The organism is Arthrobacter sp. PvP103, from assembly GCF_017833075.1.
Lineage (GTDB): Bacteria > Actinomycetota > Actinomycetes > Actinomycetales > Micrococcaceae > Arthrobacter.
Genome location: NZ_JAFIBQ010000001.1, coordinates 1,357,572 through 1,373,495 on the forward strand (window position 1 = coordinate 1,357,572; position 15,924 = coordinate 1,373,495).

Here is a 15,924-nt window from a genome sequence, read left to right on the forward strand (position 1 = left end):
CCTTGACCGCTCTCCACGTCGGCCACGGACTTGCACTGGCCCGACAGCATCGACCGCATGGTCGGGCTCTACAGTCTCCGCTCGGACGAGGTGGCGGCCTTCATGGTCCGGTAGCGGGCATTCAGGATCGGCTCGGTCACGATGAAGGCGGCCGCACGCACGCCCAAGGGGCGCAGGTACTCCTCTTCGGGGCCGAACACCTGGAAGCGCACTTCGGCGGACTGACGTCCAGTCCGATGTCCGGCAAGGCCTATGAGCCGCTGGGTCCGAGCGGTTGAGGCGCCTGACTGTCCGCGGGCCGGGCAGAACCCTTGAGCTCAACAAAGAACGTGTGAGTTTCGGTTTCCCCGATGTTTTCTCCGGAATGATCCTGCGCGGGCAGCCAGCGGACCACCCCGGCCGGCAGCTCCACTTCCACGGAATTCCCGTTTGAGGTAATACGACGGCGGAAATCACTGAGCGTAATCATCACGCTGTCGGGATGGCTGTGCTCAGTGGTCTTATGCCCGGGTATGTCCGTGTACTCGAGCACGCGGACCCGCTCGTTTTCGAAAGCCACCCGGTAATTCTCCGGATTCGTGTCAACAGGATCGTTCGCCATGGACGGACTTTACGCCTGCGCAACTGCTCAGACCAGAGACCTGGGATCCCCCGGTTGCCCCAGCCCGTGACCGCCGCCGGCGACGCCAGGAAGCTAACCATGCTTACTATTGTGTGCACCTCGTTTCCAGCCGGTTCAATTGACAGAGGTTCAATCGGCCGGTTCAGCTGTCAGGGTCACACCGAAGGAGCAGTCATGGCGCTACGCAAGGGAACATCCGTGGAATGGAACACGCCCCAGGGACCCACCCACGGCAAGATCGTGGAGAAAAAGACCAGCGACTTCGACCTGGACGGAAACAAGCACCGCGCCAGCGAGGAAGCCCCAGTACGTGGTGGAGTCCGCGAAGACCGGTGCACGCGCAGCCCACAAGGCATCCGCCCTGACCGAGAAGGGCTAGGGCCGTGCCCGCGCGGGAGCACCACGACGTCCTGATCATTGGCGGCGGCAATGCCGGAATCTCCCTGGCGGCGCGCCTGCACCGGTACGGCGTCAAGGACGTGGCCGTGGCCGAGCCCAAAGACCACCACCTCTACCAGCCGCTGTTCTCCCACATTGCCGGCGGCCGGGCCACCGCCTCCGAGGCCATCCGGCCGCAGGCTTCCGTCACCCCGCGGGGAGTGACGTGGCTGCACGGCGCTGCAGCCGGCGTCGACGCCGCCGCGAACACCGTCACGATGGCCTCCGGCGCCAAAATCACCTACGGCAACCTGGTGGTATGCCCCGGCCTGCAACTCGACTGGGAACAGGTTCCCGGCCTGGCCGAGGCAGTCCACTCGCCGCATGGCGCTTCCCATTACGAGTTCGAGCTGGCGCCAAAGGCCTGGACCCTGCTCAGCACCTTGAAGTCCGGCACCGCGGTGTTCACCATGCCGGCCGGGCCCATCAAATGCGGCGGCGCCGCCCAAAAGCCCATGTACCTGGCCTGCGACTACTGGCGGGAACAAGGGGTCCTGGATGACATCCGTGTGGTGATGGTCCAGCCCTACCCCACCGTGTTCGGCGTCCCGGGCGTAGACGAGGAGCTGGACCGGAAAGTGGCCGAATACGGCATCGAGCTGCGACTCAACAGCGAACTGGTCTCCGTCGACCCGGCGGCCCGGACGGCGCACATCCGGAACAACTCCGACGGCGGCACCGAGGAACTGAGATACGACGTCCTGAATGCGGTCCCGCCGCAGTCGGCGCCGGACTGGCTCAAGCGCAGCGACTTGCCCGCGCCCGGCGACGCGGGCGGCTTCGTGGAGGTGGACCCGGAGACACTGCAGCATGTCCGCTACCCGAATGTCTGGTCCTTGGGCGATGCCGCGGGCACCACCAACTCCAAGTGCGGCGGAGCGTTGCGCAAGCAGGCCAAAGTGCTGGCGAAGAACCTGGTGGCGGCCCGGAAAGGCAAACCGCTAAAGCAGAAGTACAACGGCTACGCGGTGTGCCCGTTCACCGCCTCCCGGTCCACCGTGATCTTCGCGGAGTTCGACGACCAGTACCGGCCGATGCCCACCATCCCGCGTGTCCCCACCTGGAAAGAAAGCCGGGCTTCCTGGGTGGTGGACCGCGACATCTTCCCGCAGGTCTACTGGAACCTCATCCTCAAGGGCCGCGCCTGAGCTGGAACGATTGCCACAAGTGAGAGAGCGTCCCGGGAAAAGCGGCCAAAAGTGAGAGAGCGTCCGGGTCAGGAGGCGGAATGCACGACGGCGGCGGTTGCCTCCGCGATGGCGCGCTCCTCGTCGGTGGGCACCACCAGGACAGGGATCAGGGACGCCGCGGTGGAAATCACGCGCGGTTCCTTGGACCGCTGACTGTTCAGCCCGACGTCGAGCTCTACGCCCAGCGCCCCCAGCTTGTCCCCCACCAGCGCGCGGAACTGGTGCGAGTTTTCGCCGATGCCGGCGGTGAACACCAGGGCCTTGGCTCCGCCCACGGCCACGTGGTAGCCGCCGATGTACTTGGCCAGACGGTAGGACGCGACGGCGAGCGCCGTGGCCGCGCGGGCGTCGCCGGCTTCGGAGGCCTCCACCACGGAGCGCATGTCGTTGTTCCCGGCGAGGCCCTTGAGCCCGGATTCGCGGTTGAGCAGCGAGTCGATGTCCTCGGTGGACCAGCCGGCGCGGCCCAGGAACACCAGGATGGAGGGGTCGAGGTCGCCCGAGCGCGTGCCCATCACCAGCCCCTCCAGCGGGGTGAAGCCCATGGAGGTGTCCACGGACTTTCCGCCGCGGATGGCCGTGACGGAGGCGCCGTTCCCCAGGTGGGCGATCACGCCGTCGAACTCTTCCACCGGAAGGTCCAGCAGCGCCGCCGCCTGGTGGGACACGTACTCGTGCGAGGTGCCGTGGAAGCCGTAACGGCGGATTCCGTGGTTGGTGTACAGCGAGTCCGGCACCGCGTAGCGCCAGGCGTGCTCGGGCAGCGTGCGGTGGAAGGCGGTGTCGAACACGGCAACCTGCGGCATGTCCGGCCACTTCTTGGCGATGGCGCGGATGCCCAGCACGTTGGCGGGGTTGTGGAGGGGCGCCAGCGGGTTGAGCCGCTCGATGGCGCGGGTGATCTCGTTGTCGATCAGCACCGGCTCGCCGAAGCGCTCGCCGCCGTGCACCACGCGGTGGCCCACGGCATCCAGCGTCCTGTCGCCCAGCACTTCGTGGATGGCTGCGTCCACCTGCTCCAGAGCCTCCGCGTGGTCCCGCGGGCCCTCGATCTCGCCGTCACCTTCACCGCCGTTGCCCATGCCGATCTTTTCGATCAGTCCCTCGGTGAGGACGCTGTGCGATGCCACATCACGAACCTGGTACTTGAGCGAGGACGAACCGGAGTTGATGACGAGGACGAGCACTGGGCCTCCTAAGCCTTGGCTGCTGCGGTGGTCGGTGGAAGTTCGATCGTAGCGCCATTGCGAAAGGTTCTGCGGGCGCTTAGAGTCGGCGGACAAATTGGACTACGCAAGGAGGGCCTTTCCATGACCGACAACGCCAGCGAGCCGGACACCACTGCGGCGGACAACACTGCGCCGGACACCGGGGCGAAGAAGCCGGATCCCACCGGCGTCGAAGGCGCCAACCCGGCCCTGGACGACACCGGCAACGTCAAGGCAGCCGAGGTGGGCGACTCCCCCGAGCCGCCCGAGAACGTGGAGGACCTGGACCTCACCCCGGAAGGCCTGGCTGATGAGCCGGCCAAGCAGGAAGACCCGGACAGTCCCGCCGAGCCGGAAAACAGCTAGTGGGAGCCAGCTGACCGGCGCCGGGGCCGGCACCACCACGGCTACGCGTGCGCGGCCGCGGCCGCCGGCTCTTCGACCGGCGCCACGGACTGCGCCTGCACCGCGGTGATGGCCACCGTGTTCACGATGTCCTCCACCGTGCAGCCGCGGGAGAGGTCGTTCACCGGCTTGCGGAGCCCTTGCAGGACGGGCCCGACGGCGACCGCCCCCGAGGACTGCTGCACCGCCTTGTAGGTGTTGTTGCCGGTGTTGAGGTCCGGGAAGATGAACACGGTGGCCTGCCCGGCCACGGACGATCCGGGCATCTTGGACTGCGCGATCGCTGCGTCCACGGCGGCGTCGTACTGGATGGGGCCTTCGACGGCGAGGTCCGGGCGGCGGCCCTTCACCAGTTCGGTGGCCTGCCGGACTTTGTCCACGGCCTCGCCCGTTCCGGACCCGCCGGTGGAGTAGGACAGCATGGCCACGCGCGGCTCCACGCCGAACTGCGTGGCCGTCTCGGCCGAGGCCAGCGCGATGTCTGCCAGCTGCTCCGCGTTGGGGTCCGGGTTGACCGCGCAGTCGCCATACACCAGCACCCGGTCCGGCATCAGCATCAGGAACACCGAGGAGACGATCTTCACGCCGTCGCGGGTCTTCACGAACTCCAGCGCCGGACGGATGGTGTGGGCGGTGGTGTGCGCGGCACCGGACACCATGCCGTCCACCACGCCCAGCTGCACCATCATGGTGCCGAAGTAGCTGCCGTCCAGCATGACCTCCAGTGCCCGGGCCAGGTCCACGCCCTTGTGCGCGCGGAGCTCCGCGTACTTCTCGGCAAACTGCCGGCGCAGTTCGGACGTGGCGGGATCCACGATGGTCATGCCGGAGAGGTCAATGCCCTGGGTGGACGCCAGCTCCCGGACGTCCGACTCGTTGCCCAGGATGGTGAGGTCGCAGACGTCCCGCCGGTGCAGGATCTCCGCGGCCCGCAGGATCCGCACGTCGTTTCCCTCGGGCAGCACGATGTGCCGGCGCTGCAGCCTGGCCCGCTCAATCAGGTCGTGCAGGAACCGCAGCGGCGTCATCCGCTCCAGCCGCGGCAGGTGCAGGCGTTCCACCAGCTCGGCCTCGTCCACCCGCCTGGCCCACAGCCCCAGGGCCGAGGCCACCTTGCGTCGGTGCCCGGACCAGATTTCACTGCGGACCTCGGACACCCGCTTGGCCGTGGTGTAGGTGTCGTCCGGGCTGGCGAACACGGGGAACGGCGCCTGCGCCAGCATCGAGTAGATGTTCGGTTCCGGGGCCAGGCCGCCGGTGAGGATCAGTGCTGACGGCACCGGGAACTCCGGCGAGAATGACGACGCCAGGCACGCGACCATCACGTCCGCACGGTCACCCGGCACGATCACCAGCGCGCCGTCGTCGAGCACGTGCAGGAAGTTGGCCACGCTCATGGCCGCCACCTTGATGGAGTGGACGTCGCGTTCCATGTCCTGCCGGCCGGCCACCTGGCCGACTCCCAGGGCCGTGGCCACCTCTCCGGTGGTGGGCCGGGCAATGTCCTCCAGCTCCGGGAACACATAAACGGGCCGGCCGGAGGCGCCGGGCTTCACGGCGGCCACGATCCCGTCCACGTCCTCCGGGTCCGCGCGGTTCACCATGATGGCCAGCAGGCTGCAGCGTTCCGCCGCCAGTTCCTTGCGGGCCACCTCGACGGCGTCAGCCGCCTCCTCGACCGTCCGCCCCTTCGCGCCGACCACCGCCACGATGGAGGCGGCCAGGTTGTTCGCGAGGCGTGCGTTGAGGTCGAATTCGACGGCGGCATCCTGGCCGGTGAGGTCGGTGCCCTCCACGATCACCACGTCGCAGTGCCGTGACATTTCGGCGAAGATCTCCACGCAGCGGGCGTCGATCTCCGCCCGGTTTCCCTCGGCCAGCAGGGCGCGGACCTCGGCATACGTCAGGCCGCCGCGGCAGCGGTCGTCGTCGAGATCGAAGCGGGACTTCATCAGCGCCACCATGGGGTCCGACGCGGCATCGGGGCCGTGGACCACGGGCTTGAAAAAGCCGATACGGTCCGCATGCCGGTGCAGCGTGTCCGCAAGCCCCAGCGCTATGAGCGACTTACCGGATCCCGGTGTGGTCGCGCTGACGTAAATCCCCTTGGCCATGGTCCGCCCTTAGGTAGTGACGTGGTGGTGCTCCGTCCCTCCATACTTTCACTTGTTGGCCGGGTTTCTCCACGAGGCTTGCGGGGCCGCCCCGAGAGCCAGTTCGGTGGTTCGCTCTGTGGCGGCCCAGCTGGCGAGCAGCCGCAGGCGTTCGTCGGAGGGCGATCCGGGCACGGCCGGATAGACCGTGAGCCGGCAGCCCGGGTCCTCGGCGAGATCCATGGCTTCGTACGTGAGCTCAAGCTCCCCCACCACCGGGTGGTGGAACACCTTGGTGCCGGCGTAATGGCGGCGCACGTTGTGGGCTGCCCAGCGGGTCCGGAATTCCTCGCTGCGCGTGGACAGTTCACCGACGAGGTCCGCCAGGCGTTTGTCGAAGGGGTTCTGGCCGCTGTTGGTGCGCAGGATTGCCACGTTGGTGTTGGCCGCCAGTTCCCAGTTGGGGTAGAAGTCCCGGGCCTTGGGGTCGAGGAAGATGAAACGGGAGTGGTTGGCCGGCCGGGCGGGCCCGCGGTACATCTCGGAGTACAGGGCGTAGCCGAGCTGGTTGGCGGCCATAATGTCCATGTGCTGGTTGCCGATGAAGGCCGGCGCCCCGGTGATGGCGTCCAGCATGAACTGGAGGGCGGGCCGGACGTTCCCGCTCTGGATTGGGCGTTGCCTGCTCCTGCCGGAAGCGCCGGCCGCACGCGCAAGGTTGTACAGGTGGTCCCGTTCGGCCTCGTCCAGTTTCAGTGCCCTGGCGATGGCGTCAAGCACGCTTTCGGAGGTGCCGGACAGGTTTCCGCGTTCCAGCTTGGTGTAGTAATCCACACTGACCCCCGCCAGCATGGCGACCTCTTCCCGGCGCAAGCCGGGGACCCGCCGTCGTCCGCCAAAAACCGTCAGTCCGGCCATTTCCGGGGTGATCTTGGCGCGTCTTGAGGCGAGGAATTCCCGCACCGCCATCCTGTTATCCACCCGTTCACGCTACACCGGGGCGGGCCGGCCGAGGGAGGTACTGCCAGAACCCGGATAAGGAGAGCCGTCGCTAGGAACGGCGCAGCCCGGTTGACTTGGAATCCAACCCGAAATCATCACTGGAACGGAGCCAGCATGACCGCCACCGGCACCCCTGCGCACGCCACCGCACCCGGGCCAGCCCCCGCACCCGGGCCAGCTCCCGCACCCAAACAGGCCGTCGGCCGGCCGCTGGCGGTGGTCCTTGGCCTGCTAACAATTTTCGGCCCGATCTCCATGGACCTCTATCTTCCCGTGCTGCCGGCCCTCACCTCCGAGCTCAACAGCACAACGTCCGTGGCGCAGCTGACCATCTCCGCCTGCCTGCTCGGCTTGGCCATCGGCCAGCTGATTGCCGGCCCGCTCTCTGACCGGTTCGGCCGCCGGCCGCCGCTGCTCATCGGTGTGATCGCCTACACCGTCACCTCGGTGCTGTGCGCGCTCAGTCCCACCGTTGAAACCCTCATCGCCGCCAGGTTCGTCCAGGGCCTCGCCGGCGCCGTGGGCATCGTCATCGCCCAGGCGGCAGGCCGGGACGTGTACTCGGGCGGGAAGCTGATCCGGTACTACGGCCGCCTCACCGTCCTGGGCGGGCTGGCCGCCATCATCGGCCCCGTGATCGGCGGCCAGCTGGCAGCGGTCACGGACTGGCGCGGAGTCTTCCTGTTCCTCGCGGCGGTGGGTGTGGCCATCCTTGCGGCGTGCCTGATGATCTTCCACGAGACGCTGCCGGAAGGCCGGCGCAGCACGGGAGGCCTCTCCCACACGTTCAACGACTTCCGCCGGCTCCTTGCCGACCCGATGTTCGTGGGAGCGGTCCTGATCACCGGTTTCACCTACTCCGCCATCTTCGCCTACCTCAGCGGGGCAACTTACATCCTGCAAGGCATGTACGGCCTCTCGCCGCAGGGCTACTCGTTCGCGTTCGGGCTGAACTCCCTGGGCTTCGTGATCTTCGGGTTCATTGCCGGCCGCCTGGCCGAGCACTGGTCCGAGCGGGGAACCCTTGCCGCCGGCCTGGCCATGACCCTCGCCGGTGCGCTGGGCCTGCTGGCGACCGCGCTCCTGCACCTGCCCCTGATCGCTATCATCCTGTCCCTGTTCACCATGGTCAGCGGCGTGGCCGTCACCAGCCCGCCGGCCACCTCGCTCGCGCTCAAGGGATACCCGGACATCGCCGGCACAGCCTCGTCGCTCCTGGGCCTGGCGCGGTTCGCTTTCGGGGGCCTGGCCGCTCCCCTGGTGGGCATCGGCGGCGCCAGCGATCCCGTGCCGTTCGGCATCGTCGCGGCCGCAGCCGCAGCGGCGGCCGCGCTCTGCCTGGGACTGCTCCGCCGCCGTCGAAAGCCCGTCGGCGAGGGTCAGGCTACGTGACGGCCTGGCGTGGCTACGAGTGTCAGGCGGTTTCCGAATCCGAATATGGTGCCCGCGGCCGCCACAGCGGCTCCAGCGCAAAATCGTTCACCGCCACGGAAACCATGTCCCGTTCCTTGGTCGGCAGCGGCCCGCGGCCCTGGACGTAAGCCAGGACCGGTTGATACTCGAGTTTCCCGCCAATGCTCAGGTAATGCATCCAGAGCGTAAAAGGATCGATCGCCAGCTCACGGATCACTGTGGCAGTGAGAGCTTGTTGATCGTCTTCCTGCATACCCGTACCTCCCCGGTTCCAGAGATTCAAAATTTCCCCGGAAGAGGTTCGGAACGGTGGCGGAATAGGATGGGTCCAAGTTTTTCGCAGATGATTTATGGGCGTCGGACCGCGATCAGCCGTGCGGGCGGCCCCAGCGGGACGGAGGGTCCGGGCGCTGGTGACGGGCCTCGCCCAGTTCCTGAATGAAGCGCCCCAACGTTCCCGTGTCCGCAGGGTTGTCGGCAAGGGCCACGAGCCCGCACGCGATGGCGGCGAGCTTGATATTTCTGTTGTTGCTGTAGTTGGTCAACATCTGGAAAGCCTCGGCCGACCCGATGCCCAGCCGCCCCATGAGAATGCCTTCGGCTTTGGTGATGGTGCTCCGGGTACCCGTTGCGCCCCGGACGGCTTCCCGGGCGGCCAGCTCCGTTTCCCGATGGATCGTCGACGTCAGATCAAGCATGACTCCCGAAACAGTCGACAGGTTCCCGGCACCGTCCAGCACCGCCTCCCCCGCCGTCAGCACCTTGCGCTCGCGCGACGCGGCATCGATCACGCGATGATAAATGGCCACGTGGCCGCCGCGCGCATAAACCTCAGCGCTGATCTGCAGGATCCGCGGAAGGTCCTCAGGGTGTTTGTGCGCCAGCAACAGCTTCTGGGTAGGGACGACTTCCCCGCGACGATAGCCGTGGATGGCGTAGAGCTCATCCGACCACTCCATGGTCCCGGCTTTAACATCAAAAACAAACGTTCCGACCAGCAATTTGGACGCACCCAACACACTGGAGTACGTCTCCGCCCGCCCCAAAATTCCATCCATTGGGCCCCTGTCGTGGGTCGGTTTCCCCGGCTCTGATCGTACCCTGACGACTGCAGCTGCGGCACCCGCCGGACCGGCCAAAAATGCTTTCCCATAAGACGCCGGGGCACACGGCAGGATCCCCAACCCCTTGCGGGCCGGGGATCCTCGCGCCGTGACGATTTGAGGCTTTTCGCTCTAGCCGACCAGCGTGGTGATGAGCCGGATCGACGAAGCGATGATGGCGATCAGGCCGATGGCGCCGAACAGGTTTTGCCACCACGTGTTGCGCAGGTTCCCCATGACGGCCTTCTTGTTGGCCATGATGACGATGAGTGCACCGAGCAGCGGTGCGATGAGGACGGTCAGGGACTGGGCTATCACGATGAGCCCCACGGGCGAGGACTGGAAGGACAGCGTGATGACCAGGCCGAAAGCCAGGATGACACCGGTGAAAATGCGCGCCGTCGGGGATCCGGCCTGGGCGCCGCGGCCGAGGCCGTCCGAGAGCATCGTGCCTCCGGCGGTGGCATTGGCGATCATGGATGAGAACGCCGCGCCGGAGAGGCCAAGCGCGAAGAGCATTGACCCGACCGGCCCCGCCAGTGGTGCAAAGACGGAGGCCAGGGCGTTGATGGTGCCGGCTTCGGCGCCCGTCTTGCCGAGCACTGCGGCGGCCACCATGATGACCAGGGCCGTCATGATGCCGGGGGCAACGATGCCCGGGATCGTGTCAACAAGGGTGATGTCGCGGTAATCGGCGCGCGTGCGGCCGTTTTCCTTGATGCCGTATGAGGTGTAGAAGGCGGCGTTAATGGAGAAGTTAGTGCCGACCAGGGCCACGATGAGAATTTCGCTCCCTGCCGGAAGGCTCGGGACCATGCCCTCCATGGACCGGTACCAGTCGGGCTGCGCGACGATAGTGCTGGCTATGAACGCAATTCCCATCAGGACGACGATGACGAGCAGTGCTTTTTCCACGACTCCGTAGACGTTGCGGAAAGCCAGGACGAAGCCGACCGCTGCCGTGCAGACCACTGACCAGAGAACGGGAGAACCGCCAAACACGAGCGAAAGGCCCAGGCCTGATCCGACGGCATTTCCGACCGAGAACATCAGGGTGATTCCAAAGACGCCGAGACCGGCCAGCACGCCGACCCACTTTCCGAGGTGCTGCTTGATGGCGGTGATCAGGGAACCGGGAGCGGTGATACCGAGGCGGACGCTCATGTCGGTGAAGAAGATCATCAGAACTGTGGAGACGGCAATGACCCAGACCAGGCTGTAGTCGAACCGGCTGCCGGCCTGCACGGCGGTGGTGAGGTTCCCGGGCCCGAATTGCCAGGCGCCAACGACGAAAGCGGGGCCCATGAGGGCGAGGTAGCCCAGGAACGTCCGGCGTTTGGCAGGTGCGGCCGGACCCGGGTGGTCGTCGGGGGTGACGGTACGTCGTCGATGAGTGTGCGGGGAGGTAATGGTGTTGTTCGGCTCGCTCATTGCGAGTCCTCCTTCTACAGCAGCACTGCTGCGGTCGTCGTTGACCTAATTGGAGAATAAAGCATTCGATGGGGATACAGGCGGCGGGCTGCGCCCGCCACCTGTAAGGATCCGTAGATCAGGCAGGAACGGTGACGCTGCCCAGGTTCGCGGACTTTAGTGCCAGCGCAATTTCAGCTCCGGCGCCTTCCGCGAGGGGAAGCAGGGGCGGGCGGACAGTTGCGTGATCGAGGATGCCGCGGGCCACCAGGCCTTCCTTGAGGGCCACAGTGCCCTCCATGTGAGATCCGCGGTGGTAGACGTTCTTCGTCACGGGCAGGAGTCGGTCGTGAATGGCGCGGGCCGCAGCGTAGTCCTTGGCCTTACCCGCGGCGATGAGCTCCACCAACGGCTCGGGGGCGAGTCCGCCGTAGCCGACGAGCGCGCCGTCGACATCGAACATGGTGTGCAGCAGGTACTCATCGTGGCAGGTCAGGATTTGCAGGTCCGGATAGGTGGCCCTCAGGACCGGGATTTCCGTGTCCCAGCGCTTCATGTTGCGGACGCCGTTCTTGGTGGCAAATACCCCGTCCTGGCCCGCGATCTCCAGCTGGGTTTCGAGGTCGTAAGTGGCTTTGGTGGCGTCAGGGTACTGGAAGAGGATCAGCGGCAGACCGGAGGTTTCGTAGATTTCCTTGTAGCGGGTCTGCGGGGCGCCCTTCTGGTACCCGAAGCGAAGCCAGCCGTGCGACGGGTAGACCAGGCCGGCTGCGGCCCCGGCTTCAACCGCGCGCTTGGCCTCAAGGGCGGCGACCATGTTGCCCTCGCCGGTGATGCCGGCGATGATTGGCATTTCGCCGTTGACCGCTTCCTTGAAAGCGCGGATAACGAGCGCCTGCTCGTCCTGGGTCAGGAAGGTGCCTTCGCCGGCGTGGCCGAGGACGACCAGCCCTTTGACGCCCTCAACGCTAGCCAGCCATCCGCCCAAGCGGTGGATGGCGTCGACGTCGACGCTTCCGTCCCGGTTGAACGGCGTTACGGGAGCGGGAACCAGCCCGCGGAGATCGATGGTCATTAGAGCTACCTCTGTCTTGTCGATGGTCTCTCCCGCTATTATGAGAACGTTTGCGGGAACGTTTTCATTCTGCGGTGTGCGCCAGCTCACTGTCAAGGGCCCATTGTGAACGGGGAGGAAATAGAGTGTCTTCTAACAGCATTTTGAACAGGAGAACGCGCATGGAACCGGGCAGCCCAGGCACTACCGTCACACTGAGGGACGTTGCCGCAGCCAGCGGAGTCAGCGTGTCCACAGCCAGCCGCGCCCTGGACGAGCGGGGAACAGCTTCCAAATCAGCCGCGGCAGCGCACGTCCGAAAGATCGCCGAAGAGCTGGGGTATCGGAGGAACTCCTTCGCCTCCAGCCTGCGCCGGGGCGAAACGCGGACCCTGGGTGTTCTGGTGCCGCGCCTCAGCGACACCGTGATGGCACTCATGTTCGAGGAACTTGAAAGAGCTGCGGCCGGCCGCGGCTACTTCGCCATGGTCGCCACCAGCGGCGACGATCCCGAGGACGAACGCCGGGCCGCCGAAACCCTCCTCGACCGCAACGTTGACGGCCTCATCCTCGCTACGGCCCGACTCGATGACGAACTTCCGCGCCTCCTCCGCCAACGCGGTGTAGCCCACGCCCTTGTCCTGCGCACGGACGGAGAAAGCCCTTCCGCGATCGGCGACGACGAAGTCGGCGGATATTTGGCCGTCCGCCACCTCATAGATCTGGGCCACAGGGATATCGCCGTCGTCACCGGCCCGTCCTTCACCTCCAGCGCCGTCGCCCGCCTTGCCGGCGCTCGCAGGGCGCTGGAGGAGGCCGGCATCCAAACCCCCAAGGAATGGCTGATTGCCGCAGGCTACGGCATCGAGAATGGATACTCAGCGGGAGAATCCCTCCTCGGCGTCGACCAGGCCAAGCGCCCCACCGCCATCTTCGCCGCAAACGACAACATAGCCATGGGCATCATGGCGGCAGCACACCGCGCCCGTATCACTGTCGGGGAGGACCTTGCCCTTGTTGGCTACAACGACACTCCGCTTGCCGCCAGGCTGCCCACTCCACTGTCATCCGTGAGGGTGCCCCTGGATCAAATCGCAAGCACCGCCGTCGACCTCATCGTCAATCCAGGCAAAGAACCACGGATCCGCAAATCCATGCCGGCGCTTATCCCCCGCGCGTCGAGCGGGCCGCCAAAGCACTCCCCGGTCATCCCGTCCTAGTCAGGATGTGAGGGCCGCCTCAGGACTTGGGGGCTCCCGTCCCAGTCAGGATGTGAGGGCCGCCTCAGGACTTGAGCGCCGCCGCGATCTCCGCCGTCCAGGCGTCCACCGCGTCCCAGTCCCGGAAATCCCCGGCGGGCAACGCATCTTTGGCGGCAGGCATGAGCTTCATCAGCTTCTCCGCCACCCCGACGGGTGGCGCTTCCGGATCCCAGGCTCCGAAAAACACTTGCTCCCCGCGGGCGTGCACAAGCCCGGACAGCTTCTCAAACTCCTTGGGCCTGGTGGACTCAAGGACATCGTGGCCCTGAGCATCAACGCGGTCCGTGCCCAGCGGTCCGCTGCTGAACAGCCAGACAGGCCTGTCCGACAGGAGGACTTCATGGGTCTTGACGAAGGCAGTGACATCCTTCAGGACATGGGCCATGTACGTTGCCCCGCCGATCACGAAGGCGTCGTACGGGGCTGCATCGAAGTACTGGCTCACCGAGCGGGCTTCGGCGTCCAGTCCGGCCTTCCCCAGGCCGGCAGCAATCCGCTCGGCTATCCCGGCAGTTGCGCCGTGCCGGCTCGCATACGCCACAAGCACCTTCATCGGAGTTCCCCTCTCAGCGTCCACACAGCAGCGTCCTGCAGCGGGTGGTGGTCGTTTCATGATGGCGTCAGCGGCCGCCGGCAGCTAGGGGCTTCCGGCCCGACCGGCGGGAACAACCCCGCCTGAACGCCGGGATCAGCGCCGAAATCAGCACCGGCCCTTGACAGCATGCCCCAAAATGGGATTACCTAATGAACATTCGGTAAATAAAGCTGGAGGCGATGACGCATGGCTGAAGCAACACTCTCCGGGGCCACCCACCCCATCCTCGAAAACGACTATGCCTCCGAATGGATGGGCATCGAAGTCCTCAAAGTGGACGACGGTCACGCCAGCATCCGCATGACACTCCGGCAGGAAATGCTCAACGGCTTCGGCATGGCCCACGGCGGAATGATCTTCGCCTTCGGCGATACCGCGTTCGCCCTGGCCTGCAACCCGGCAGACCCGCAGGCCGGCGCGGACACGATCACCGTTGCCTCCGGCGTCGACATCAATTTCCTCAAGCCGGCCTTCACTGGCCAGGTGATCACCGCCGTCGCAAACCGCCGCGCCCATGCAGGCCGCAGCGGTCTTTACGACGTCCAGATCTTCGCCGCAGATCCCCACCCCGCCGCAGGTGACTACACAGGCGGCCACACCGCCAGCTCCCCGGCGGAACCACCCGCCGGCGCCGGCCCAGAAGAAACCCCGGGCGAGCTCATCGCCGAGTTCCGCGGCCGCTGCCGCACCATCTCCAAGAAATAGAAACAGGGACCCCAGATGACCCTCCACGCCACTGAACCAGCAGCCGCCACCGACGCCGTGCTGGACCGCGAAGAAACCATATCCCGCGACGAGCTGGAGGCACTGCAGCTGAGCCGCCTCCAGCACACGGTCGCCTACGCCTATGACCGCGTTCCGCTATACAAGCGCAAGTTCGACGAGGCCGGCGTCCACCCCACGGACCTCCGCGAGCTCTCCGACCTGGGCAAGTTCCCCTTCACCACCAAGGAAGACCTGCGCCTGGAGTACCCCTTCGGTATGTTTGCCGTGCCGCAGCACGAGGTGGCCCGCATCCACGCGAGCTCCGGCACCACCGGCCGGGCCACCGTCGTCGGCTACACCAAGAAGGACCTCGCCGACTGGGCCAAGCTGGTGGCCCGTTCCCTCCGCGCCTCCGGCGTCCGCCCCGGCATGAAGGTCCACAACGCCTACGGCTACGGCCTGTTCACCGGCGGCATGGGCGCCCACGCCGGCGCCGAGGCACTCGGCTGCACGGTCATCCCGATCTCGGGCGGCCAGACCGAACGCCAGATCACCCTGATCCAGGACTTCAAGCCCGACGCGATCCTGGCCACCCCCACCTACCTGCTCACCATCGCCGACGCGATGATGAAGCAGGGCATCGACCCGGCCTCCACCTCGCTCAAGTACGCCGTGCTGGGCGCCGAGCCGTGGACCGAGGAGATGCGCCACGAACTCGAAGTGACCATGAACATCAAGGCCTGCGACATCTACGGGCTCTCCGAGGTCATGGGCCCCGGCGTGGCCGGCGAAGCCGTGGAAACCCAGGACGGCAGCCACATCTGGGAGGACCACTTCCGTCCCGAGATCATTGACGCCTTCGACCCCACGAAGGTGCTGGGCGACGGCGAACACGGCGAACTGGTGTTCACCTCGCTGACCAAGGAAGCGCTGCCCATCATCCGCTACCGCACCAAGGACCTCACGCGCCTGCTGCCCGGCACCGCCCGCCCGGCGCACCGCCGCATGGGCCGCATCACCGGCCGCAGTGACGACATGATCATCCTGCGCGGCGTCAACCTGTTCCCCTCGCAGATCGAGGAAATCGCGTTGCGCATCCCCGAGCTGAGCCCGCACTTCCAGCTGGAACTCACCCGCCCCGAGGGCCAGCGCATGGACCAGCTCACGGTGAAGATCGAACGCCGGGAATCGGTGACCATTGAGAGTGTCGCCCCGGCCGCCAAGATGCTGCAACAGCAGATCAAGATCCACGTCGGGTCTTCCTGCACCGTCGACGTCGTAGAGCCCGGCTCCTTGGAGCGTTCAAACGGCAAGCTCCGCCGGATCTACGACCTGCGCCCGAAGGCGTAGCTTCCGAACATGTAGCTTCCGAATATAGGGATGGTCCCCGGCTGCTGTAGCCGGGGACCATCCTTTTACGGGAG

16 protein-coding genes and 1 pseudogene are annotated in these 15,924 nt (G+C 66.3%); 7 read left to right on the forward strand and 10 right to left on the reverse strand.

The window, feature by feature from the left end; translation table 11 throughout:
* Window positions 1–68: 68 nt before the first annotated feature.
* Both JOE41_RS06245 and JOE41_RS06250 read right to left on the reverse strand, forming a co-directional pair.
* On the reverse strand, window positions 69–212 hold the full coding sequence (locus JOE41_RS06245) for a hypothetical protein (RefSeq protein WP_209753712.1): 144 nt from the start codon (window positions 210–212) through the stop codon (window positions 69–71).
* A gap of 38 nt (window positions 213–250) precedes the next feature.
* A complete protein-coding gene (locus tag JOE41_RS06250) occupies window positions 251–601 on the reverse strand; it encodes a cytoplasmic protein (RefSeq protein ID WP_209751529.1) in 351 nt (116 codons plus the stop codon).
* Window positions 602–796: 195 nt separating this feature from the next.
* On the opposite strand from JOE41_RS06250, the pseudogene JOE41_RS06255 reads away from it, so the two are divergent.
* A pseudogene (locus JOE41_RS06255) lies at window positions 797–1,001 on the forward strand (DUF2945 domain-containing protein).
* A gap of 4 nt (window positions 1,002–1,005) precedes the next feature.
* Window positions 1,006–2,208: an NAD(P)/FAD-dependent oxidoreductase gene (locus JOE41_RS06260; protein WP_209751531.1), complete on the forward strand. Its 1,203-nt coding sequence runs from the start codon at window positions 1,006–1,008 to the stop codon at window positions 2,206–2,208.
* Window positions 2,209–2,276: 68 nt separating this feature from the next.
* Here the strand turns inward: JOE41_RS06260 and JOE41_RS06265 are convergent, their stop codons facing one another.
* A complete protein-coding gene (locus JOE41_RS06265) occupies window positions 2,277–3,437 on the reverse strand; it encodes an acetate kinase (protein ID WP_209751533.1) in 1,161 nt (386 codons plus the stop codon).
* Window positions 3,438–3,560: 123 nt separating this feature from the next.
* Here JOE41_RS06265 and JOE41_RS06270 point away from each other — a divergent pair, with 123 nt between their 5' ends.
* Window positions 3,561–3,824, forward strand: coding sequence for a hypothetical protein (locus JOE41_RS06270; RefSeq protein ID WP_011693066.1), 264 nt, complete (start codon window positions 3,561–3,563; stop codon window positions 3,822–3,824).
* A 41-nt stretch (window positions 3,825–3,865) separates the two neighbouring features.
* Here the strand turns inward: JOE41_RS06270 and pta are convergent, their stop codons facing one another.
* Window positions 3,866–5,977: a phosphate acetyltransferase gene (pta, locus tag JOE41_RS06275; protein ID WP_209751534.1), complete on the reverse strand. Its 2,112-nt coding sequence runs from the start codon at window positions 5,975–5,977 to the stop codon at window positions 3,866–3,868.
* Between the two features lie 48 nt (window positions 5,978–6,025).
* Window positions 6,026–6,937 carry a helix-turn-helix transcriptional regulator gene (locus tag JOE41_RS06280; protein ID WP_209751537.1) on the reverse strand — a complete coding sequence of 304 codons (912 nt, stop codon included), beginning with the start codon at window positions 6,935–6,937 and terminating at the stop codon, window positions 6,026–6,028.
* A 135-nt stretch (window positions 6,938–7,072) separates the two neighbouring features.
* Between JOE41_RS06280 and JOE41_RS06285 the strand changes: the two genes are divergently transcribed.
* Window positions 7,073–8,350, forward strand: a complete 1,278-nt coding sequence (locus JOE41_RS06285; protein ID WP_209751538.1) for a multidrug effflux MFS transporter — start codon at window positions 7,073–7,075, stop codon at window positions 8,348–8,350.
* A 22-nt stretch (window positions 8,351–8,372) separates the two neighbouring features.
* Here JOE41_RS06285 and JOE41_RS06290 read toward each other — a convergent pair whose 3' ends face one another.
* The 4 genes from JOE41_RS06290 to JOE41_RS06305 form a co-directional block, all read right to left on the reverse strand.
* Window positions 8,373–8,624, reverse strand: coding sequence for a hypothetical protein (locus tag JOE41_RS06290; RefSeq protein WP_209751539.1), 252 nt, complete (start codon window positions 8,622–8,624; stop codon window positions 8,373–8,375).
* Window positions 8,625–8,739: 115 nt separating this feature from the next.
* Window positions 8,740–9,330: a PAS and ANTAR domain-containing protein gene (locus JOE41_RS06295; protein ID WP_245200649.1), complete on the reverse strand. Its 591-nt coding sequence runs from the start codon at window positions 9,328–9,330 to the stop codon at window positions 8,740–8,742.
* A 276-nt stretch (window positions 9,331–9,606) separates the two neighbouring features.
* Window positions 9,607–10,905 carry an Nramp family divalent metal transporter gene (locus JOE41_RS06300; RefSeq protein ID WP_209751541.1) on the reverse strand — a complete coding sequence of 433 codons (1,299 nt, stop codon included), beginning with the start codon at window positions 10,903–10,905 and terminating at the stop codon, window positions 9,607–9,609.
* A 118-nt stretch (window positions 10,906–11,023) separates the two neighbouring features.
* Complete coding sequence (locus JOE41_RS06305; RefSeq protein WP_209751543.1) at window positions 11,024–11,959, reverse strand: dihydrodipicolinate synthase family protein; 936 nt, start codon at window positions 11,957–11,959, stop codon at window positions 11,024–11,026.
* Window positions 11,960–12,120: 161 nt separating this feature from the next.
* On the opposite strand from JOE41_RS06305, the gene JOE41_RS06310 reads away from it, so the two are divergent.
* Window positions 12,121–13,158 (forward strand): LacI family DNA-binding transcriptional regulator, encoded by a 1,038-nt coding sequence (locus tag JOE41_RS06310; protein WP_209751545.1) that lies wholly within the window; start codon window positions 12,121–12,123, stop codon window positions 13,156–13,158.
* Between the two features lie 64 nt (window positions 13,159–13,222).
* Here JOE41_RS06310 and JOE41_RS06315 read toward each other — a convergent pair whose 3' ends face one another.
* Complete coding sequence (locus JOE41_RS06315) at window positions 13,223–13,777, reverse strand: flavodoxin domain-containing protein (protein WP_307800668.1); 555 nt, start codon at window positions 13,775–13,777, stop codon at window positions 13,223–13,225.
* A 204-nt stretch (window positions 13,778–13,981) separates the two neighbouring features.
* Here JOE41_RS06315 and JOE41_RS06320 point away from each other — a divergent pair, with 204 nt between their 5' ends.
* A complete protein-coding gene (locus JOE41_RS06320; protein WP_209751547.1) occupies window positions 13,982–14,500 on the forward strand; it encodes a hotdog fold thioesterase in 519 nt (172 codons plus the stop codon).
* A 15-nt stretch (window positions 14,501–14,515) separates the two neighbouring features.
* The gene (gene paaK, locus JOE41_RS06325; protein ID WP_011693074.1) at window positions 14,516–15,850 is read left to right on the forward strand and encodes a phenylacetate--CoA ligase PaaK; all 1,335 of its coding nucleotides are present in this window, start codon (window positions 14,516–14,518) and stop codon (window positions 15,848–15,850) included.
* Window positions 15,851–15,924: the final 74 nt, after the last annotated feature.

Excerpts from the sequence above, each read along its gene's own strand:
- JOE41_RS06250 (WP_209751529.1), bottom strand. The coding sequence starts at position 601 with ATGGCGAACGATCCTGTTGACACGAATCCGGAGAATTACCGGGTGGCT.
- JOE41_RS06270 (WP_011693066.1), top strand. The coding sequence starts at position 3,561 with ATGACCGACAACGCCAGCGAGCCGGACACCACTGCGGCGGACAACACT.
- pta (WP_209751534.1), bottom strand. The coding sequence starts at position 5,977 with ATGGCCAAGGGGATTTACGTCAGCGCGACCACACCGGGATCCGGTAAG.
- JOE41_RS06285 (WP_209751538.1), top strand. The coding sequence starts at position 7,073 with ATGACCGCCACCGGCACCCCTGCGCACGCCACCGCACCCGGGCCAGCC.
- JOE41_RS06290 (WP_209751539.1), bottom strand. The coding sequence starts at position 8,624 with ATGCAGGAAGACGATCAACAAGCTCTCACTGCCACAGTGATCCGTGAG.
- JOE41_RS06295 (WP_245200649.1), bottom strand. The coding sequence starts at position 9,330 with ATGGAGTGGTCGGATGAGCTCTACGCCATCCACGGCTATCGTCGCGGG.
- JOE41_RS06300 (WP_209751541.1), bottom strand. The coding sequence starts at position 10,905 with ATGAGCGAGCCGAACAACACCATTACCTCCCCGCACACTCATCGACGA.
- JOE41_RS06305 (WP_209751543.1), bottom strand. The coding sequence starts at position 11,959 with ATGACCATCGATCTCCGCGGGCTGGTTCCCGCTCCCGTAACGCCGTTC.
- JOE41_RS06310 (WP_209751545.1), top strand. The coding sequence starts at position 12,121 with ATGGAACCGGGCAGCCCAGGCACTACCGTCACACTGAGGGACGTTGCC.
- JOE41_RS06320 (WP_209751547.1), top strand. The coding sequence starts at position 13,982 with ATGGCTGAAGCAACACTCTCCGGGGCCACCCACCCCATCCTCGAAAAC.
- paaK (WP_011693074.1), top strand. The coding sequence starts at position 14,516 with ATGACCCTCCACGCCACTGAACCAGCAGCCGCCACCGACGCCGTGCTG.